Here is a 20,017-nt window from a genome sequence, read left to right on the forward strand (position 1 = left end):
CCCTGCCGGTTTGCAAGGGCCTGCCCAAGGCGCAGGATGAGACTTCAACGCCAAGGATAATCAAGGTGCCCTATGCCAAATCCCCAGCCTCCCGCCACCCGTAAACCTGTCGTGCTGATGACCATGGGTGCCCAGCCCCGCAACGGCCACGCCTATCAGGTGATGACCCACAAATACATCATGCCGCTGGTGGAGATAAGCGGCTGCGTCCCGCTGCTGGTGCCCACCTGCTGCGGCACCGCCGATCTGGAGCAGTATCTGGATCTCGCCGATGGGGTCTATCTGAGCGGCGCCGGTTCCAACATCGATCCGGCCCTCTACGGTCAGGAGAACCTCACGCCGGAAAAACAGCAGGACAGGGATCGCGATCTGTTCGATCTGCCCCTCATCAAGGGGGCGCTCGCCCGTGGCTTGCCGCTCCTCGGTATCTGCCGCGGCATGCAGGAGATCAACGTGGCGCTGGGGGGAGACATCCATCAGAAGGTCTATAACGAGCCGGGTTATGACGATCACCGGGAGGATGCCGACGATCCGGTCGACGAGCAGTATGGGCCGAGCCATCAGATCAAACTGCTGCCGGGCAGCTGGTTTGCCGAACTGATGGGGGAAGAACAGATTCCGGTCAACTCCCTGCATGGACAGGGCATCAACCGGTTGGGGAAGGGTCTGGAGCCGTTGGCCCACGCCGAAGATGGGCTGATCGAGGCGCTTCATGCTCCCGCACTGTCACCATTTTTGCTGGCAGTGCAGTGGCATCCGGAGTGGAAGGCCAATGAAAACCCCCACTCCATCAAGATCTTTCAAGCCTTTGGCGATGCCTGCCGCCAACGCTGTGCATTGATGGCTGCGAGTTAACCCCTCATCGATTCAGTCGCCAAACCCGCGCGCCTTGAGCTTGGGCAGCCCACCCCGCTCGGGGCGCAAGGTGCGGCAGATATCCATCCCCTTGAGCCCGCGCTGGATATGGTCAGGCGAATGGCCAAACACCATGCCGTTGCTGCGGTAGAGGTTGTTGTCATCCAGCTCGAACTTCTCGCCGCCAATCAGCAACTGCTCGCGGCCATTGACCGTGTCACCCCGCTTGATGGGCACCTTCATATCACTCAGCACCTCGCCGGTGGCACACCCCTCACGCCAGCGCGCCTCGCTGGAGAAGGGGGTAATGGCTATTTCACGCCAGGAGCCATCCCGGAATTCGACCCGATACTTCTCGGCCAGCAGATCGCAGCCAGCCAATGGCAACAGGGCCATCAAACAGATGATTTTCTTTGAAAATTTCACTCAATCGCACTCCTTTGCCCGGTTCTGCACAGGATAAATAAATTGCCGCCCCAACGCACCATTTCCCCGCGCCGCAGCAGCTATGCTGGAAATAAAACCACAATAAGGTGCTGCTATGGCTGGCGAAAACCTCACCGCGCTACCGACGCTGATCTGGATTGGCGAACACCCGTTCTGGACCCTGCTCACCCTCTCCCTGATGCTGATCCACTTCTGGCGCCGTCCGGGACAGCGACGGGAGCTGCTCTCCGAGCTCAGTTTCGTGATGATTAGCGCGGTGGTGATCCTGCTGATCCAGCTGGAAGGGGGCTGGTTCAAACTGCCGCTGCCCCATCAATTGCTGATCGAGATCTCCACCCTCTTGGCCGGCCTGATACTGGTCAAGATATGGGGGATCCTGCTGTTCGAGTTTCTGCTCCCCCTCTGCCATGTGCGGATCCCGCGGATCATCGCCGATATCGTCATCACCATCGGCTATATCGGCTGGGGTCTGTTTCGCCTCTACGCCTCCGGCATGGCGCTCGGGGAGATAGTCACCACCTCGGCGGTGATCACTGCGGTCATCGCCTTCGCCATGCAGGACACCCTGGGCAACCTGCTGGCCGGGGTCTCCATTCAGCTCGACAACTCCATCGCCATCGGTGACTGGCTGCAAGTCGACACCACCCAGGGCAGGGTGGTGGAGATCAACTGGCGTGCCACCACCATCGAGACCCGCAACTGGGAGACGGTCGTCATCCCCAACAGCCATCTGCTCAAACAGCGCTTCACCGTGCTTGGCCGCCGTCGCGGCGAACCGCTGCAGTGGCGGCGCTGGGTCTGGTTCGATCTGACCCTGGATACCCTGCCGACCCAGATCATCGCGCTGATCGAGAAATCCCTGCGGGAGACCAAGCTCCCCTGCGTCGCCAAGCATCCGCAACCGGACTGCCTGCTGATGAACGTCGAGGGGGGCATCGCCCGCTATGCAGTGCGCTACTGGCTCACTGACCTGGCTCGCGACGATCCGACCGACTCCATGGTGCGCAGCCTTATCGATGCCGCCCTGCGCCGCAACGATCGCCGCCTCACCCCGCCGATCTTCAACGTCTTTATGGCCAAGGAGAAGCAGCATCTGGATGCCCGCCACAAGCGCCACACCGCCGAACGAACCGATACCCTGCGCAAGCTGCCGCTGTTTGCCATGTTGCAGGAGAACGAGCTGCTCCAGCTGGCCGATCAGGTGAAGTTCGCCCCCTTCGTCAGCGGCGACATCATGCTGGAGCAGGGGGATGTCTCCAGCTGGCTGTTCGTGCTGGTCAAAGGGGAGGCCGAGATGGTGGTCAATGTCGAAGGGCGAGAGCTGAAACTCGGTACGCTCAACGCGGGAGACTTTTTTGGCGAACTGAGCCTGCTCACCGGGGAGCCCAGCTCCTTCACGGTGCGGGCGGTGGCCACCGTCGAAACCTATCGCATCAATCAGGCAATGTTTCAGGAGTTGGTGATGCAGCGCGAGTCGCTGGTCGAGCCCCTCTACCGGGTGCTGAGCGACCGCCAGCAGGAGCAGCGGGCGCTGCTGGAGCGGGAGGCGGAAGCCATGAAGCAACCACCACAACAGCTTGATCTGCTTGATAAACTGATGAAGCTGTTCGGCGGAAGATGACGTAGCATGGCATCGTATTGAGGACGTGAAGAGAGAACCGCAGCCATGTTACTGACTACCCTGGCCCTTGCCGCCAGCCTGCAATTTGATTGTCCCGCCACCATCGAGACTCGCCAGCAGCTGCTGACCCCGCAGCAGGGCTGGCAGGCGTTCACCCGCAATGACGATGGTAAACCGGACGAAACCCTCAGCCATCGGCTCGATAATCTGGCCCTGTTCGACGGAGATCCTGCCGAGCTGGCCCAGCTCAAACCGGATAATGGCGACAGCGACGAGATCCACTACTGGAGCCAGCTCGATAGCAGCCTGCGCCCGCTCTATCTGGTCTGCCGCTATCAGAACAGCGCCATCACCCTGCAGCAGGCGCTGCCCGTCGGCATCAGCTACTGCCGCGTCAACCAGCGCGATCGCTACACCCTGCTCGGGCTGGTTTGTCGCAAATAGCGGGCGTAATCCCTTGCCATATATCGCTATTCGCTGACAGCCATTACCGCCTAAGCCGGGCCACCCGCCAGCGCCATCAGAGCAGCAGCTCGGCCAACTCCTCCAGTGCCGTCAGCTCCACGTCCGGCAACAGTTGCAACTGTTGCCACGGTTGCTGCCGCTCGTTGAGCCAGGCGGCGCGAAAGCCATGCAGACGGGCACCCAGTACATCCGTCTCGGGATGATCCCCCACATGGAGGATCCGCTCTGCTGGCAGCTTGAGAGCACTGCGGGTCTGCTCAAACATATCCGGTGCCGGTTTCATTCTGGCGCCCGCCCCCGCCTTGCAGACCAGCGTGAAGTAGCGATCCAGCCCTGCCTGCGCCAGATCCAGATTGCCGTTGGTGATGACCACCAGCGGGTAGCGTTCGGCCAGTCTGGCCAGCAGCTGATGAGTGGACTCGCTCACCTCGATCTTCGAGCGCTCTGCCAGAAACGCAGCAAACACCTGCTCCGCCTCGCGGCTGGCCTGCTGGTCGGCCATCCCCCCCTCGACCATAGCAGTACGGATGGTCTGCTGGCGCGCCAGGCTGACATCGTGGCGCAGCTCGGGGGAACCGTTCAGCACACTGCGCTTGAGTTCCAGCCAGCGCGGCTTGTCGAGCATGGCGGTAGCCAGATATTCGCTACGCAGATGGCTCAGCATCCACTGCTCGGCCCGCACGATGGCGGGGCCGTTGTCATAGAGGGTGTCATCGAGGTCAAACGAGATGGCAGCAACCGGCTGCCAGCGGCGATAGAAGTGCATGGACTCTCCTTTGCAACGGGGCTCAGGGCCCGTTAATCATCGTCCTGTGCATCAGGGTCACGCTTGGCCCTGGGGTGAGCGCTGTCGTAGACCTTGGCCAGATGCTGGAAGTCGAGGTGGGTATAGATCTGGGTGGTAGAGAGGTCGGCATGACCCAGCAGCTCCTGCACCGCCCGCAGATCGCCGGAGGACTCCAGCATATGGGTGGCGAAGCTGTGGCGCAGCTTGTGGGGATGAACGTGGGCGTTGAGCGCCTGCTTGTTGCCCCAGCCATCGAGGCGGGCCTGCACCGAGCGCGCCGACAGCCGCTGCTTGCGGCTGGAGACAAACAGCGCCTCGCTCTCGTCCCCGGCCAGCAGCGGGCGCACCTTGAGCCACTTCTGCAGCCACTCGACCGCCATCCGGCCGATGGGCAGCACCCGCTCCCGCGAGCCCTTGCCGGTAACCTTGAGCTGACGGTCGTCAAGCTTCAGATCCACCAGATTGATCCCCACCAGCTCGGCGAGACGCAGCCCTGAAGAGTACATCAGCTCCATGATGGCGCGATCCCGCACCGCCAGCGGATCCTGCTCGTCGGTGATGTTGAGCAGCTGGTGCATCTCGTCCACATCGAGGTTTTTCGGCAGCGGCCGCCCCTGTTTGGGGGTGACGATGCCACGGGCCGGATTGGCGGTCAGCCGCCCCTGCCGCACCTGCCAGTCGCAAAAGCTGCGCAGGGCAGAGACCTTGGTGGAAAGGGAACGAGGAGCAAGGCCCGCCTTGTGCATCCGGGTCACCAGAGTGCGCACCTGACTCGCCTCAAGCCGACCCCAGTCAGTGAGCCCCAGGGCCACCAGCTCGGCGGTCATCGCCTCCAGATGGGCTTGATAGTTATTGCGGGTATGAGGGCTGAGCTGACGCTCAACCCTCAGGTATTCGATAAAGGCCGCCAGCTCGTCCGCCAGTTCCGCAGGCAGTGGCGGTGCGACGACGGGAGCTTTGGCTGGCGCCCTGGCCGGTGTTCTAGCCATGAATCAACTCGGGCAGACGCAGTTGCAGCAGGCGCCCCAGTTGGCCCAGCAGCAGGGTGTCGTTATGGGGAGTAAAGTGGCCCGGATCCGAGCTGGCGAAGGCCAGCACACCGAGATCGCCGAGCCGCATCAGGGCCACCGAGTTGACCAGCACATCGTGGCCAAACAGTGCCTGCTTCTCACTCTGGCTCAGGCGGCCAAAGTAGTAATCCTGCCCCGGCAGACGCTGACCCAGCAGGGATTCGAGCTGCTTGCCCTGTGCCAGAAAGCGCTGCTCGGGCCCGCTCAGGGCAAACTTCTTGGGGTTGAGCCAGAGTCGCAGCCCGGTCAGGCGCAGCCGCTGGACAAAGGCCTTGCCCATCACGGCACTCACTTCGAACAGGGTCTGGCAACCGTACAGCTCGCCGTAGAGATCGGCATAGACCCGGAAGATCCGTTCGTTCTCGCTGGCGATCCCCATCAATTCGGTGATCTCCTGCTCCAGCTGTTCGATCCGCTCGCGCTGACGCTCCAGCTGGCGCTCGACCAGCGAGACCGACCCTTTGCGTTCATGGGGAATGCGGATCCGGTCCAGCACGGCGGCATGGCGTTGGAAAAACTCGGGATAACGGGCCAGGTACTCCAGCACAGTGGCTTCATCCACCGATTGCTCCTGCCGTTTGAGTTCGCTCATAAATTGGTTGATCCATCAGAGAAATGGGGCTCGCTGCCCCGACATCATGGGCAAAGGGGGCCAACGCCCCCCGTACCTGAACCTTTATCGGCTAAACCTCTATCTGGCCGTCAAACACATGCTCGGCGGGGCCTGTCATATAGACCGGCTGGCCCGGCCCCTTCCAGGCGATGGTCAGCTTGCCGCCCGGCAGACTGACGGTGACCCGCTCCTTGAGCTTGCCCTGACTGATGCCAATCACCGCCGCCGCACAGGCACCGGTGCCGCAGGCCAGGGTCTCGCCACAGCCCCGCTCGAATACACGCAGTTTGATCTCGGTGGCGTTGACCATCTCCATGAAGCCGACGTTGACCCGCTCAGGGAAACGCTCGTGGCGCTCCATGATGGCACCGAGCGTCTCGACCGGTGCATCGGCGACCGAAGGCACCTCGATGACACAGTGGGGATTGCCCATGGAGACCACGCCACACATCACGGTATGCTCCTGCGCCCGCAGCAGATAGGTTTTCTCTGCCTTCTGGGCCCGGAACGGGATCTTGCCCGGCTCAAACTGGGGAACCCCCATGTTGACCGTGACCTGATTCTCCCCCTCCAGCTGCAACACGATGCGACCCCGGGCGGTACTGACCGCGATGCGATCCCGGTTGATCAGCCCCTTGAGACGCACGAAACGGGCAAAACAGCGGGCGCCGTTGCCGCACTGCTCCACCTCGCTGCCATCGGCATTGAAAATGCGATAGTGAAAGTCGAGTTCAGGGTCATAGGGCGGCTCCACCAGCAGCAGCTGGTCAAAGCCGATCCCGAAGTGGCGATCTGCCAGCTTCTTGATGACGTCATTGCTGAAAAATACCTTCTGGGTGACGCCATCCACCACCATGAAGTCGTTGCCCAAGCCATGCATCTTGGAAAAATCTATCAACATCGTGCATTCCTGTGCTGTTAGGGCTGTAAAAATTCACCGAACCAAGGGTCGCCAAGCGCCATGAAGTCGTTGTCCAAAGCCCCATGCATCCTGGAACAATCTATCCACATCGTGCATTCCTGTGCTGTTAGGGCTGTAAAATTCTGTCATCTCTATCTACTGCATCAGGGCAGCAGGTGCTCACCGCGCCAGAGATCGGCCAACTGCTCACGCTCGCGGATCAAGTGTGCTTCGGCACCATCCACCAGCACTTCGGCGGCACGGGGACGGGTGTTGTAGTTGGATGACATGGTAAAGCCGTAGGCACCGGCCGAACGCACTGCCAGCAGGGAGCCCTCGGCAATGGCCAGGGTGCGCTCCTTGCCGAGGAAGTCGCCGGTCTCGCACACCGGGCCCACCACGTCATAGATCGCGGGAGCATGGCCGGCACGGCTATCCACCTCGATGATGTTCATCCAGGCGCCGTAGAGCGAGGGGCGCAGCATGTCGTTCATGCCGGCATCGATCAGCGCGAAGTTGCGGGTCTCGCCCGGTTTCAGATACTCGACCCGAGTCAGCAGCACGCCGGCATTGGCGACGATGGCGCGGCCCGGCTCGAACAGCAGGGTCAGATCCCGGCCCGCCAGCTTCTGCTTGAGCGCTTCGGCATACTCGGTCGGATGGGGTGGCTGCTCGGAACCGTAGTTGACCCCAAGGCCGCCCCCCACGTCCAGATGATGGATATGAATGCCTTCCACCGCCAGACCGTCGATCAGCCGCAGCAACTTGTCAGCCGCTTCCATAAAGGGATTCAATTCAGTGAGTTGCGAGCCGATATGGCAATCCACCCCGACGATCTCGATGTTCGCCATCGCGGCTGCCTTACGATAGATGGCGGGCGCCAGCTCGATGGGAATGCCGAACTTGTTCTGCTTGAGGCCGGTGGAGATATAGGGGTGAGTACCGGCATCGATATCCGGATTGACCCGCACCGAGACGCGAGCCTTCTTGCCCATGCTGCCCGCCACCCGATTGAGGCGCTCCAGCTCGGCTTCCGACTCCAGATTGAAGCAGAGGATCTCTTTATCCAGCGCGAGGCGCATCTCGGCCTCGCTCTTGGCCACCCCGGAGAAGACTACCTTGGCCGGATCACCGCCCGCCGCCAGTACCCGCGACAGCTCACCACCGGAGACGATGTCAAACCCCGAGCCCAGTCGGGCCAGCAGGTTGAGCAGCGCCAGGTTGGAGTTGGCCTTCACCGCATAGCAGATCAGATGGGGAATATCGCCAGCGGCCTTGTCGAAGGCGTGCCAGTGGCGCTCGAGGGTCGCACGGGAGTAAACGTAAAGCGGGGTACCGTACTGCTCGGCAAGCTGTTGCAGCGAGGTTTGCTCGGCCTGAAGCTGGCCGTCGGCGTCGTAGTTAAAGTGATCCAAGGGGGCGGTTCCTTCCTAGAATGGGTGCGGCATTAGTGCGGCGCGGCCTCTGTGGCAGCCTCAGTGGTCGCAGGCGGTGCTGCTTGCGGTGTACTCTGGCTCTGTGGCTGCTCGGGGGGCGGCATATAGAGCGGCCCCTTCAGACCGCACGCGGCCAACCCGAGGGACAGAAGAGTGGCAAGCAGACACTTGGTAAACTGAGTGATCATAATGGTTCGCTGCGAAAAAATTTTTGGCCCTCTATAATCGCACTCACATTGTTAAAAGCAACAGGATAAACCGATGAAGGATCACGAGTATCACGCCCTGACAGACGCCTTTTTCCAATATGTGGAAGACACGCTCGACGAGGGGTATCCGGATATCGACTGCGAACGCAGCGGCGGAGTATTGACCCTCTCTTTCGAGAACAAGACCAAGGTCATCATCAACAAGCAGGAGCCACTGCACCAGATTTGGGTCGCCACCCGCGAGAACGGCTTCCACTTCGAACTGCAGGGTGACACCTGGATCGACAACCGCTTCGGCCACGAACTCAAGGCACTGCTGAGCCAATCCTGCTCCGCCCAGGCGGGCGAAGAGGTGGTGTTCCCATGATTGACCTGCACCCGCAGGGCGCCCGTCATGCGGTGATCTGGCTGCATGGGCTGGGTGATTCCGGCGCCGGTCTCGCCCCGCTGGTGGACGCGCTGGACCTGCCCGCCGAGCTACCGGTGCGTCACCTGCTGCCGGATGCCCCCGAGCGCCCCATCACCATCAACATGGGCTACAAGATGCGCGGCTGGTACGACATCAAGAGCTTCGAGGATCCCGCCGAGCGGGCAGTTGAGTCCCATGTCCGTGAATCGGCCGACCAGATTGCCGCATTGCTCGATCAGCTGGTAGCCGACGGGTTTGCCCCCGAGCATATCGTGCTGGCGGGCTTCTCTCAGGGCGGGGTGATTGCCTCCTTCACCGCGCTGCGCTATCAGGCAACGCTGGCTGGCCTGCTCTGCATGTCCACCTATCTGGCCGCCCCCGACAAGCTGCTCGGCGAGATGAGCGAGGCTGCTCGCACCCTGCCCATCTGCTACATGCACGGCATCTATGACGATGTGGTGAGCCTGTCGCTCGGTTGGGATGCCAAGAACCGGCTTGAAGCTGCCGGGCTCGCCCCCGAGTGGCACGAGTACCCGATGCGCCACGAGATCTGCCGTCCGCAGCTCGGCGACATTCGCAGCTGGCTGCTGGCCCGCCTCGGCGCGTGAGCCCTTCCGACAAAGCAAACGGCCTGCATCTGCAGGCCGTTTTTTATGGCGATACCAACTGACGGGTCAGCCCACTTCCCGAGCGGGCGGCACCTGTTCGCGCAGAGTGCCCTGACTGCGATAGGGGATCACATCCAGCTCACCATTCACTTGTACTATCTCGTAGTACTGCGGCAGGTTGAAGTTGATGAACTGCCCATCATCGCTGAACCGCTCGTGATTGGAGGTGTAGAAGCGGTTGACCCCCGCCACCAGCTCATCCTTGTTGCCGGCAAAGTGCTGGTAGATCTCCACCCGGTTCGCCTCATCGAGGATATAGATGTTGGTGCCCGCATCCCGGGTATCGAAGAAGAACTGCACCAACCCTTCGCTGGCGTAGGCATCGACGATGCTCGGCAGATGCTGGCTGTGGGTCTTGTCGAGCCGCAGCGGCAAGTGATCCAGCTTGTTGTGGGAGATGTGACGGTAAAAATCGATGGCGTTTTCCAGCTTCTTCACCGACACACCGCGCCGCTCGAAGAAGATGCCGTACTTCTCGCGGCCAAGGGCCATGGTCTTGACCAGCTGTTGCTTGTCCCGTGCAAGGCGCAGGTCGATACACTCCGCCACCAAAGTCTGGAAACGGGAGCGCACCAGAGAACGGAAGTGCTGGCTGTAGCAGAACACCTCGATCATCTCGGGGGCGGCAGCATCCTGATGCATCTTGCCGAGGATGGTGGTGAGGGCATCGACCACGGCTTCATCCCCCTGGAAGTGCAGGGTACGGATCTCGCTCCAGGAGTTGCGATAGACCAGATCCACCGAGCCGACCAGACACTCCTGATTGCGACCGAACGAGAAGACATCCACTGTATTGGCGTCAAATTCGATCACCTGACCGACCCAGTGGCTGGTCGGGTCCATCTCCAGGTTGAGGAAGATCGAGAGCTGACGGATCTCGCACGGCCGACTGAGAGCCAGATTGGTGGCCAGCGGGTACTTCTCGGGGAAGCAGCCGGAGAGATCACGGCAGAACTGGTGCAGATTGTCGATGTGCAGATCCGACCCCTGATTGAACAGGTGCACCCGCGACTGGGGCGTCAACAGATCGTTGAAGTAGGCCCAGGAGACCAGCTTGCTGATGTAGCCGTTGAACTCCAGCGGCGCGCGGCCAATGATGTCCACCGGCTCCAGCGAATGTTTGTAGAGATACCAGCCGGCGCGGTTGAGGCGACCGTGGGGCACCTGCACGAAGCTGAGGTCCGGCTCGCTCAGATCTGGCGCGATCTTGAGGTTGATGCGCTGCACCTTGCCCGGCAGGCTCTCGAACGCGGCGTAGAGTTTGCGCGACAGAATGCCGATATCTTCCGGGTTGATCGACTCGCTGATGTTGTTGCGGCGGGCGAACTGGATCAGGTTGCGGTAGCTCTGCATCAGGGCTTCCAGCAGCTCGGCGTGGGCGATCTTCACCTCTTCGATCTTCCATTCGTGGCGATGATCGAGTTGATAGAGCTTGTCCTGACTCCAGCCCCAGTAGGAGACCAGCTGGCTCATCTGCTCGCGGCGCCACTCGGGGGAGTGATCATCCTTGGGATGGCTGAGACCGTCACACACCTTGAGGTAGAAACAGCGGCGCACCAGATCGAGCCGCGCCATGTCGCCGATGGACTTGAGGTAGTTGGTCACCTTGTCCAGCATCAGACAGTAGTTGTCGAGCCGGTAGTGCATCCCCTCGTTGTGCTGGAACCAATCGCGACCAATCATCGACAGCAGGCGGGTATTGGGATACTCGTGGGAGTAGGCTTCCATCAGCACCGACTTGAGCACCGCCTTGTAGGGGGAGTCGATCCCCTTGTAGAGCTGCCACAGGGCGGAGCCGAAATACTCTTCGGCCGGAATACGGTCAAAACTGCCTAGATCGAGCCAGTCGTCCTGCTTGAGCTTGCCGCTCTCGAACAGCTCGTTCACATACTCATCGTAGTGATCATCACATTCGGTGGGCACCAGATACCAGATCAAGCGTTTGCCCGCGATACGCATGGCACTGCGGTAGAACTCGTCGAGCAACAGCAGGTGCTGGGCACTGCCGCAGCTCTCCCCCTGCATCTGGGCATCGTTGGTCTGGCGGAACTTGTCTTCCGGGATCAGGAAGAAGTTGAGATCGACCCCGCGCTGTTCGGCCCACTTGGAGAGTTGCTGGCACTTCAGCTCCAGCAGATCGAGCCGCTCCTGCGACAAACCGGCCACGTGGCAGACCCAGATATCGAGATCGGAGTGACAGCATTGGCCGATGGAGGAGGTGCTGCCCATGGAGTAGAGCCCCTGAATGGCTCGATCATGGGTTGCCAGACCGCTCTGACAGTTGGCGTTGCGGCAGAGGTCATCGATAAAGGCTTGCTGCTCGGCGGTGGCGCTGAAGCTCCAGATGCCATGAGGGACATCACCGGAGACATAACCGGGCAGCAGGGGATGATTGAAGTGCAGCATGACAGGCAGCAGTTGGAATACCTGCTGCCCATAGCGACTCATGAGGCCTAACGCCCGTTGCGTCTTGAGACGGGTAATGTCGTCATAACGCGCAACCAGCGTATCGATGTGTTCCTGCAATGCCCTGCCTATCACCTAAGTGAAAATGACGCACCAAAAGGGGGATACGTCAAAAAAGTGTGATCATGTTAACAATGCAAACAGCGGTGGTAAACAAGCCTTCAGCTAAACGTCAGATTATTTCTGGTATGACCACATCAAGTATCAGGGGAAATCATTAAATTCCAATACATTCAATGAATTAATCAACACCCCTTGCTTAATGAAAATCATTTTCAGCGTGCATTTTTGAGCTTGGCCCCGCTTTTGCCGGCTCCGCCATGAAAGCCCGGGCAAAGGGTGGTAATATCGATTTCCTTCTAAAAATGAAACAACTGATTGATATGGCAGCCCGAACCCTGAAAATTGCCACTCGCAAGAGCCCGCTGGCCCTGTGGCAGGCCAACTTTGTCAAAGACCGGCTCGAAGCCCTGCACCCGCAGTTGCAGGTCGAACTGGTGCCCATGAGCACTCAGGGTGACAAGATCCTCGATACCCCGCTGGCCAAGGTCGGTGGCAAGGGGTTGTTCGTCAAGGAGCTGGAGACCGCCATGCTGGAAGGACGGGCCGATATCGCCGTTCACTCCATGAAAGATGTGCCGGTGGAGTTCCCCGAGGGGCTCGGCCTGCACACCATCTGCGAGCGGGAAGATCCCCGCGATGCCTTCGTCTCCAACCGTTTCAAGGCCATTGCCGAACTGCCGCAAGGGGCCGTGGTCGGCACCTCCAGCCTGCGCCGCCAGTGCCAGCTGCGCGCCGCGCGCCCAGATCTGGTGATCCGCGACCTGCGTGGCAACGTCAACACCCGCCTCGCCAAGCTGGATGCCGGTGAGTACGACGCCATCATCCTCGCCGCCGCAGGTCTGAAACGACTGGAGATGGCGCACCGCATCACCGCCTTTATCGAGCCGGAGCAGAGTCTGCCCGCCAACGGTCAGGGGGCTGTCGGCATCGAATGCCGCCTCGACGACGTTGAGCTGCACGCTCTGCTGGCACCGCTGGAGCACGCCGAGACCCGCGCCCGGGTGTTGACCGAGCGCGCCATGAACCGCGCTCTGCAAGGGGGATGTCAGGTGCCTATCGGAGCCTACGCACTGGTCGACGGCGAGCAGATCTGGCTGCGCGGTCTGGTGGGTAGCCCGGATGGCACCCAGGTAATCCGCGACGAGATCCGCGGTCCGCTGGCCGATGGTGAGGCCCTCGGCGAGCAGTTGGCCCAGCGCCTGCTGGCCGCCGGTGCCGACGAGATCCTGGCCGAGGTCTACCGCGCATGACCCCGCTGGTGGTGCGTCCGGCCGCCCAGGCCGCCGAGCTGGTGCAGTTGCTGCGCCAGCACGGTCATGCACCACTCTGCTGCCCGCTGCTGGAAACCGTGGCGGGCAGCGAACTCCCTCTCCTGCCCGGCCTGCTGCGCAGTGCCGACGCAGTTATCGCCGTCAGCATCCATGCCGTTCATTTTGCACACGATTTTCTGTTGCAAACTGGTCAGACCTGGCCACATATTGAGTACTTTGCGGTGGGTCAGGCCAGCGCAGATGCGTTTGCAGCCATCGGCATCACGGCAAGTTGCCCGGATGACCCGCGTAGCGAAGGGCTGCTCGCCCTGCCCGCCCTGCTGCAGGTAGCAGGCAAACGGGTACTGATCCTGCGCGGCAATGGCGGGCGGGATCTCATCGCCAGCACGCTGGCCTCACGCGGTGCTCTGGTGCACTATTGTGCGGCCTATGAGCGCCACTACCCCGAGCTAGACGGGGACACATTAACCCGCCACTGGCAGGCAGCGGGGCTGGACAGCCTGCTCATTACCAGTGGTGAACTGTTGCAACGCCTGCTGGAGCTGGTTCCCACCAGCCAGCAGCCCTGGCTTTTTGACCGCCTGCTGGTGGTCCCCAGCCCGCGCGTGGCCGAGATGGCCCACTCCGCGGGCTTTATCCATATCACGATTGCCCAAGGTGCATCCAACCAGGCCCTGACGGCCGCACTGGAACTGAGGAAGATGGAATGACAGAACAACAAGAATCCCAGGTCAAACCCCAGCCGACCGCTGCGGTCAATGGCAGCAAGAGCCGCTCCGGTGCCGTACTGGGAGGGGTTGCCATCCTGCTGGCCCTTGGCCTGACCGGCGGTCTCTATCTGCACGGTCACAAGAATGCCGTGGCCCAGCAAGCCGAACTGGCACAGCTCAAGCAGCAGCTGGCAAGCGCCCTGAGCAAGATCGACCAGACCAGCAGCAAGGATGCCGAGCAGCTGGCCGCTCTGGATCAAACCCAGCAGCGGCTGCAGGGGGAGATGCAGGGTCTGCAGAACCGGGTACTGGATCTCAACGACAAACGTCCCAACGACTGGATGCTGGCCGAATCCGAATATCTGGTACGGATGGCGGGCCGCAAACTGTGGCTGGAGCATGACCTCGTCTCCGCCATCACCCTGCTCGGCAATGCCGACGAGCGCATCGCCGCCCTCAACGACCCCAGCCTGATGCCGATCCGCAAGGCGTTGGCCGAGGATATCGCCAAGCTCAAGGGGATGCCGCGCATCGACCGCGAGGGGCTGACCCTCAAGCTGGCGGCACTGTCCGACCAGATCGAGCTGCTGCCCCTCTCCACCGTCAGCATGCCGGAAGCCAAGGCCGAACCGGATCAGGCTGTCAGCACCAATCCCGACGAGTGGGAGAGCAACCTGAAGAAGAACTGGGTCAAGTTCACCGAGAACTTCGTCACCATCCGCCGCCGCGATGGTGCAGTAGAGGCGCTGCTCTCGCCGCAGCAGGAGATCTTCCTGCGTGAAAACCTCAAGACCAAGCTGTTGCAGGCCCAGCTCTCCGTCTATCGCGAGCAGCAGGCGCTCTACGAAGACAGCCTGGACAAGGCCCAGCGCTGGCTGACCCAGTATTTCGACACCGACAACAGCGCCACCCGCTACATGCAGGGCGAGATCGACAAGCTCAAGGGTGAGCAAATCCAGATCGACTATCCGGCCCAGTTCAAGACCCAGGCGATACTGGAGCAGGTGCTGACCGAACGCCTGCAACGCATTCTGGCCAGCAGCTGAGGAGGGCACCATGATCCGTATAATCATTCTGGTTGCCGTGATGGTCGCAGGGCTGATCTTTGGCCCGCAAGCCTCCGGCAACAAGGGCTATGTGCTGATTGCCCTTGGCAATTACACCATCGAATCTTCCGTCACCAGCGCGGTGATCCTGGCAGTGCTGTTCTACGGCGCCCTGCTGATCGTCGAGTGGCTGCTGGGTCGGGTATTCGGCCTGCGCCGCAAGACCCTCGGCTGGTACGGCTCGCGCCGCCGCCGCAAGGCCAATCAACAGACCGTCGCCGCCACCCTGGCAATGGCCGAAGGGCACTACAGTCAGGCTGAAAAGCTGCTGATCAAGGGGGCCAGCAACAGCGACACCCCGCTGCTCAACTACCTGAGCGCCGCCAAGGCGGCACAGGCCCGTGGTGACGACGCCCGCCGGGATCAATACCTGCAAAAAGCGCAGGAGGAGAACCCCAAGGCCGAGCTGGCGCTCACCCTGACCCAAACCCAGCTGCAGATCGAGCAGGGCCAGTACGATACCGCGCTGGCGATGCTGGAGTCAGTCTACGCCCTCAACCCGCGCCACCCCATGGTGCTGGATCAGCTGCGTCAGGTGCATCTGGCCCGTCAGGACTGGAGCGCCCTGTGCGACCTGATCCCGACACTGCACAAGGTGGGCAAGCTGACCCCGAAACAGGAAGAAGATCTGCTGCAACAGGCTTGGTCTGGTCGTCTGCAACAGGCTGCCGGCAGCCTCGAGACCCTCAAGGCGGTATGGCAGGATCTGCCGCGCAAGCTGCGCCTCGAGCCGGAACTGCTGGCCTGCTACGGCGATCTGCTGCGCCAGCTGGGCGCCGATGGCGAGGCCGCCACCCTGTGGCAGGAGGCGCTGCGAAAACAGCCGATGCCCCAGTTGCTGGCTCGTCTGCCCAAGCTGAAACTCGACAGCTACCAGCCGCTGCTGGCGCTGCTGCAAAAACAGCAGGGGCAACCGGATGTGGACACCGCACTGGCCCAGCTCTATCTGCTGGCAGGTCAGCTGGACGATGCCCAGAAGCTGCTGGAGCAGGAGGTGGAGCGGGCGCCGAGCGCCGCCGCCTACCACGCCCTCGGCCAGCTGATGGACAAGCGCCGCCTCACCAACAAGGCCAACGAGTACTATCGTCAGGCACTGGAACTGGCGGGAGTCTGATCCCCAGCGAACAGAAACGCGAGAGGCCGCATCATGCGGCCTCTTTTTTATCTTTTCGCCCTGCCCTCGTCAGGTGGTGAGCCGCTCCAGCTCGCCGATCAGCCAGATGGCCTCGGCGCGATGACTGCCGCACACATCCATCATGGGGCGGAAACCGCCGCACACCGCCGGCCGCTCCGGTTGACCGAAGATCTTGCAGCCAAGGGCGCTATCGAGCTGGATACAGGGGACGCCAGCCGGTTTGCCATCTGGCATACCGGGAATGGCACTGCTGATACTGGGGGCGATGCAACAGGCAGCGCAGCCACTACGACACTCCATAGACTCCACTCCTTTGGGACGGTCTGAGCCACCATAGCCGAAGCGGCGGCACAAACGTAGCTGGCGCACAACAAAAAGCCCGACCGCACGGGCGATCGGGCTTCAGACAACACAGCCGGTTTAGCGAGCCATCATCACAGGATGATATCGCGTACCACGCTGTCTTTGCGCTCAAGGTAATGGATCGACTTGATACGGCGAATGGTGCGCGACTTGCCACGGATCAACAGAGTCTCGGTGGTCGCCATCACGCCATCGCTGGTGATGCCATCCAGCAGATCACCCTTGGTGATGCCGGTGGCGGAGAAGATGACGTTGTCATTCTTCGCCATGTCTTCCAGCTTGAGCACCTTGTTGACATCGATGCCCAGCGCTTCGCAGCGGGCAATTTCCTGCTCGCCCAATGCACGCACTTCCGGACTGTCGCCCTTGACGCGATGACGCGGCACCAGACGGGCCTGCATGTCACCATCCAGCGCGCGGATCACCGCAGCGGAGATCACCCCTTCCGGTGCGCCGCCGATGCCATACAGCATGTCGACTTCGCTATCCGGCAGACAGGTGAGGATGGAGGCGGCAACGTCACCATCAGGAATTGCGAACACCCGCACGCCCAGACCCTGCATCTCCTTGATTGCCTTGTCATGACGCGGCTTGGCCAGGGTAATGACGGTCAGACGGGAGAGCGGCTTGCCCAGCGCCTTGGCCACGGACTTCAGGTTCAGCTCGAGAGCCTGATCCAGGTCGATGGCGCCTTTGGCCTTGGGCCCGACGATCAGCTTTTCCATGTACATGTCGGGCGCTTTCAGGAAAGACCCCTTGTCGCCCACCGCCAGCACGGCCAGCGCGTTGGCCTGACCCATGGCAGTCATGCGGGTACCCTCGATGGGATCGACCGCGATATCCACCGCGTCGCCGTGTCCGGTACCAACCTTCTCGCCAATATAGAGCATCGGCGCTTCATCAATTTCACCTTCGCCGATCACAATCTCACCATCGATCTCGATCTGGTTGAGAATGTGGCGCATGGCCGCTACGGCCGCCCCATCAGCGATATTCTTGTCACCACGTCCGAGCCACTTGTAGCCAGCCAGTGCAGCCGCTTCCGTCACTCGGGAAAACTCGATTGCCAGTTCACGTCTCATCGCATATCCAACCTATGGAGCTCGAAAACGGGCGGCATTCTACCACAAGGGCAAACCTTTGCGCACAAAAGTAGCCGCTGCGAGCAAGAATGTAGCCAATTCATCCAATTGCAACCCAATTGCCATCGACTCTTCATCCAACTGTCACCCCGCTGTCATCCCCGCTGCCTAGCATGACCCCGTTTTCAAAACAAAAGCTTGCAACACCACAAGGGATTAAGATGAAAAAGCTGACTGTAGTGGCACTGGCTCTCACCGCAGCCTTCCAGGCTCAAGCCGTTGAAGTGTACAAAAATGACACCTCCATGCTGGATCTCTATGGCCGTATCTACGCTGGCCACTTCTTTGGTGACAAGAAGGAACTGGATGCCAGCGGCAAACCGAAAAGCGAATACAGCGACAAACAGGGTGCCAACCAGTTTGTCCGTTTCGGCGCCAAGGCCGAGACCCAGATCCAGAGCGGCCTGAAGGCTCTGGCTCAGTACGAAGTACAGATGTATATCAATGACAGCGAGAAGACCATCAGCGAGAACTCCGACAACCTGCGCACCCGTCTGGCGTTCGCCGGTGTCGGCGCTGACTGGGGCACCGTGACCTTCGGTCGCCAGAAAGGGGCCCCGGGTTTCCTGGCCGACTGGACTGATGTTTCCCTCTCCGACGGCTACGGCAACGAAGCGCTGGGCGCCAAGACCGACACCTTCGCCACCAACCGCGCCGGTTCCGTGCTGAAATACTCCGGCCTGTTCAATGGCTTCCAGCTCGACACCAGCTACAAGTTCGACGGTGGTGACACCGAAGAGACCACCAGCAAGGATAGCGACGCCGCCTACGGTGCTGCCGTGGCCTATACCTTCCCGTTCAACCTGTCACTGGGTACCGCCTACAACGTCGGTATCCGTGACAAGAGCGGTGAAGAAGATGCCAAGCTGTGGCTGATCTCCGCCAAGTTCGACAACAAGGCCGCCTACGCCGCCCTGAGCTATGCCGATGGCAGCGACTTCCTGGCGACCGGCACTGATCATACCGGTTGGGAAGCCGCGCTGGGCTACAACTTCGAGAACGGCTTCGGTCTGATGGCCCTGTGGAACAAACAGGAGCAGGACAAGGCTGGCATCAAGAAAGACAACGTGGATTACTACACCCTGGGTGCCCAGTACAAGTTCAACAAGAACCTGCGGGTGATTGGCGAGTACCGTATCAACAATCTGGACAGCAAGGAGAGCGGCAAGCTCAACGTCAAGGATGACTTCCAGCTGGCTGCCCGCTACGACTTCTAATCGAGGTTTTGCGGACCCCCAAAGCGCGATGGCTTGCCATCGCGCTTTTTGCTGAGCGTCGCTCACGACCGGAGAAAGTGGCCTAGGCTCAACAGTAGATGTATCGCCGGAGAGATGATCATGGTCAGGCTGCTTTTCGTCCTGCTGTTGCTGCTGGCTCTTCCCGCTCACGCCCTCTCTATCGCCATGGTGCTGTGGCGCGGTGAAACCGCAGCCGAAGCGGGCTTTCGGGCAGAGCTGACCCGCCTTGGCTATCAGGCCACCATCACCACCTATAACGCCGATCAGGATCGTACTGCGCTGGCAACCATGCTGCGCCAGCAGATGCTGCCGAAACTGGCCGAATACGACTACATCTACACCTTTGGCACCACCGCCACCACCATGACCAAGAGTCTGGTGGCCAACCGCAAGCCACTGATCTTCAACGTGGTATCCGATCCGGTCGGGGCAGACATCCTCTCGGAAGACAAAGCCCAGAACAGCATGGTGGCCGGGGTAAGCAACATGGTGCCGATGGCACTGCAACTGGCCAACGCCAGCGAGCATCTGACCACCGGAAAACGGCTGCTGCTACCCTTCAACCCCCGTGAGCAGAACACCTTGCTGGTGGCCGATATGTTGCTCAATGAAGCGAAACGCTATCAGTGGCAGATGGTCACTTGGCGAATGGCCCCTGACCCACGGCGGCTGGACAACGAACTAAAGCGGCTGCAACAGGATGCCAAAAACGACATCGTCTTTCTGGCCGCAGACAGCTATCTGCTCTCCATCGCCCCCCGTTTGCTGAATGCGCTCAACGAAGCGGCCATCCCTACCATCTGCAGTGCCGAGCTGTTCGTTGAAAACGGCTGCAGCGTTGGCACCATCAGCAGCTACGAGGCGCTGGGCAAGATGGCCGCCGGGATCATCCATCGCCATCAGCAGGGAACAGAGTTGCAGGATATTCCGCTGCAGACCGACCCCCATCCCAAACTGGTACTGGGGCAGCTGGGTAACGCCACCACGCAGAAGGCGAGCCCCGAAAAGCCGAAGCCTTGATAAAGATCTCGGCCAATCAGGC

The 20,017-nt window shown here is 61.0% G+C and carries 21 protein-coding genes; 11 read left to right on the top strand and 10 right to left on the bottom strand.

The annotated features are described in order from the left end of the window. Positions 1 to 72: 72 nt before the first annotated feature. The gene (locus tag OKC42_RS08160) at positions 73 to 855 is read left to right on the top strand and encodes a gamma-glutamyl-gamma-aminobutyrate hydrolase family protein (protein WP_270819432.1); all 783 of its coding nucleotides are present in this window, start codon (positions 73 to 75) and stop codon (positions 853 to 855) included. A gap of 12 nt (positions 856 to 867) precedes the next feature. Here OKC42_RS08160 and OKC42_RS08165 read toward each other — a convergent pair whose 3' ends face one another. Then, positions 868 to 1,251 (bottom strand): hypothetical protein, encoded by a 384-nt coding sequence (locus OKC42_RS08165; RefSeq protein ID WP_040069030.1) that lies wholly within the window; start codon positions 1,249 to 1,251, stop codon positions 868 to 870. Between the two features lie 145 nt (positions 1,252 to 1,396). On the opposite strand from OKC42_RS08165, the gene OKC42_RS08170 reads away from it, so the two are divergent. Continuing rightward, complete coding sequence (locus OKC42_RS08170; protein WP_021231830.1) at positions 1,397 to 2,923, top strand: cyclic nucleotide-binding domain-containing protein; 1,527 nt, start codon at positions 1,397 to 1,399, stop codon at positions 2,921 to 2,923. A 45-nt stretch (positions 2,924 to 2,968) separates the two neighbouring features. Continuing rightward, positions 2,969 to 3,367 carry an STY0301 family protein gene (locus OKC42_RS08175; RefSeq protein ID WP_005336367.1) on the top strand — a complete coding sequence of 133 codons (399 nt, stop codon included), beginning with the start codon at positions 2,969 to 2,971 and terminating at the stop codon, positions 3,365 to 3,367. Positions 3,368 to 3,443: 76 nt separating this feature from the next. Here OKC42_RS08175 and OKC42_RS08180 read toward each other — a convergent pair whose 3' ends face one another. From OKC42_RS08180 to lptM, 6 genes are all read right to left on the bottom strand, one after another. Further along, positions 3,444 to 4,154: an HAD-IA family hydrolase gene (locus OKC42_RS08180; protein WP_270819434.1), complete on the bottom strand. Its 711-nt coding sequence runs from the start codon at positions 4,152 to 4,154 to the stop codon at positions 3,444 to 3,446. 32 nt (positions 4,155 to 4,186) lie between these two features. Next, the gene (gene xerC, locus OKC42_RS08185) at positions 4,187 to 5,164 is read right to left on the bottom strand and encodes a tyrosine recombinase XerC (RefSeq protein WP_270819435.1); all 978 of its coding nucleotides are present in this window, start codon (positions 5,162 to 5,164) and stop codon (positions 4,187 to 4,189) included. Then, positions 5,157 to 5,837, bottom strand: coding sequence for a DUF484 family protein (locus OKC42_RS08190; protein ID WP_216947481.1), 681 nt, complete (start codon positions 5,835 to 5,837; stop codon positions 5,157 to 5,159). Before OKC42_RS08190 ends, xerC begins: the two co-directional genes overlap by 8 nt. A 91-nt stretch (positions 5,838 to 5,928) precedes the next feature. Next, a complete protein-coding gene (dapF, locus tag OKC42_RS08195) occupies positions 5,929 to 6,759 on the bottom strand; it encodes a diaminopimelate epimerase (RefSeq protein ID WP_005336371.1) in 831 nt (276 codons plus the stop codon). A gap of 164 nt (positions 6,760 to 6,923) precedes the next feature. After that, the gene (gene lysA, locus OKC42_RS08200) at positions 6,924 to 8,174 is read right to left on the bottom strand and encodes a diaminopimelate decarboxylase (RefSeq protein WP_204480756.1); all 1,251 of its coding nucleotides are present in this window, start codon (positions 8,172 to 8,174) and stop codon (positions 6,924 to 6,926) included. Between the two features lie 32 nt (positions 8,175 to 8,206). After that, positions 8,207 to 8,383, bottom strand: a complete 177-nt coding sequence (gene lptM / locus OKC42_RS08205; protein ID WP_019444858.1) for an LPS translocon maturation chaperone LptM — start codon at positions 8,381 to 8,383, stop codon at positions 8,207 to 8,209. Between the two features lie 73 nt (positions 8,384 to 8,456). Between lptM and cyaY the strand changes: the two genes are divergently transcribed. After that, positions 8,457 to 8,771: an iron donor protein CyaY gene (gene cyaY / locus OKC42_RS08210; protein ID WP_040068798.1), complete on the top strand. Its 315-nt coding sequence runs from the start codon at positions 8,457 to 8,459 to the stop codon at positions 8,769 to 8,771. Further along, positions 8,768 to 9,421 (top strand): alpha/beta hydrolase, encoded by a 654-nt coding sequence (locus OKC42_RS08215; protein WP_206874202.1) that lies wholly within the window; start codon positions 8,768 to 8,770, stop codon positions 9,419 to 9,421. The genes cyaY and OKC42_RS08215 overlap by 4 nt, the downstream gene beginning before the upstream one ends. 66 nt (positions 9,422 to 9,487) lie before the next feature. Here OKC42_RS08215 and OKC42_RS08220 read toward each other — a convergent pair whose 3' ends face one another. Beyond that, the gene (locus tag OKC42_RS08220) at positions 9,488 to 12,007 is read right to left on the bottom strand and encodes a class I adenylate cyclase (RefSeq protein WP_021231823.1); all 2,520 of its coding nucleotides are present in this window, start codon (positions 12,005 to 12,007) and stop codon (positions 9,488 to 9,490) included. Positions 12,008 to 12,330: 323 nt separating this feature from the next. Here OKC42_RS08220 and hemC point away from each other — a divergent pair, with 323 nt between their 5' ends. The 4 genes from hemC to OKC42_RS08240 are packed head-to-tail and all read left to right on the top strand — an operon-like array spanning position 12,331 to position 16,211. Then, complete coding sequence (gene hemC / locus OKC42_RS08225) at positions 12,331 to 13,260, top strand: hydroxymethylbilane synthase (RefSeq protein ID WP_139473287.1); 930 nt, start codon at positions 12,331 to 12,333, stop codon at positions 13,258 to 13,260. Next, positions 13,257 to 13,991 (top strand): uroporphyrinogen-III synthase, encoded by a 735-nt coding sequence (locus tag OKC42_RS08230; RefSeq protein WP_270819440.1) that lies wholly within the window; start codon positions 13,257 to 13,259, stop codon positions 13,989 to 13,991. The genes hemC and OKC42_RS08230 overlap by 4 nt, the downstream gene beginning before the upstream one ends. Then, a complete protein-coding gene (locus tag OKC42_RS08235; RefSeq protein ID WP_236322479.1) occupies positions 13,988 to 15,037 on the top strand; it encodes a uroporphyrinogen-III C-methyltransferase in 1,050 nt (349 codons plus the stop codon). The genes OKC42_RS08230 and OKC42_RS08235 overlap by 4 nt, the downstream gene beginning before the upstream one ends. A 10-nt stretch (positions 15,038 to 15,047) precedes the next feature. Continuing rightward, positions 15,048 to 16,211: a heme biosynthesis HemY N-terminal domain-containing protein gene (locus OKC42_RS08240; RefSeq protein WP_160880542.1), complete on the top strand. Its 1,164-nt coding sequence runs from the start codon at positions 15,048 to 15,050 to the stop codon at positions 16,209 to 16,211. Between the two features lie 69 nt (positions 16,212 to 16,280). On the opposite strand, the gene OKC42_RS08245 is transcribed toward OKC42_RS08240, so the two are convergent. Further along, positions 16,281 to 16,532 (bottom strand): YkgJ family cysteine cluster protein, encoded by a 252-nt coding sequence (locus tag OKC42_RS08245; RefSeq protein WP_005336384.1) that lies wholly within the window; start codon positions 16,530 to 16,532, stop codon positions 16,281 to 16,283. Positions 16,533 to 16,666: 134 nt separating this feature from the next. Next, on the bottom strand, positions 16,667 to 17,677 hold the full coding sequence (gene glpX, locus OKC42_RS08250; protein WP_005336386.1) for a class II fructose-bisphosphatase: 1,011 nt from the start codon (positions 17,675 to 17,677) through the stop codon (positions 16,667 to 16,669). Positions 17,678 to 17,898: 221 nt separating this feature from the next. Here glpX and OKC42_RS08255 point away from each other — a divergent pair, with 221 nt between their 5' ends. Further along, complete coding sequence (locus OKC42_RS08255; RefSeq protein ID WP_019444867.1) at positions 17,899 to 18,954, top strand: porin; 1,056 nt, start codon at positions 17,899 to 17,901, stop codon at positions 18,952 to 18,954. 120 nt (positions 18,955 to 19,074) lie between these two features. After that, positions 19,075 to 19,995: an ABC transporter substrate-binding protein gene (locus OKC42_RS08260; RefSeq protein ID WP_270819444.1), complete on the top strand. Its 921-nt coding sequence runs from the start codon at positions 19,075 to 19,077 to the stop codon at positions 19,993 to 19,995. The last annotated feature ends 22 nt before the right edge of the window (positions 19,996 to 20,017 follow it).

The organism is Aeromonas sp. Y311-2 (assembly GCF_027706025.1).
Lineage (GTDB): Bacteria > Pseudomonadota > Gammaproteobacteria > Enterobacterales > Aeromonadaceae > Aeromonas > Aeromonas veronii.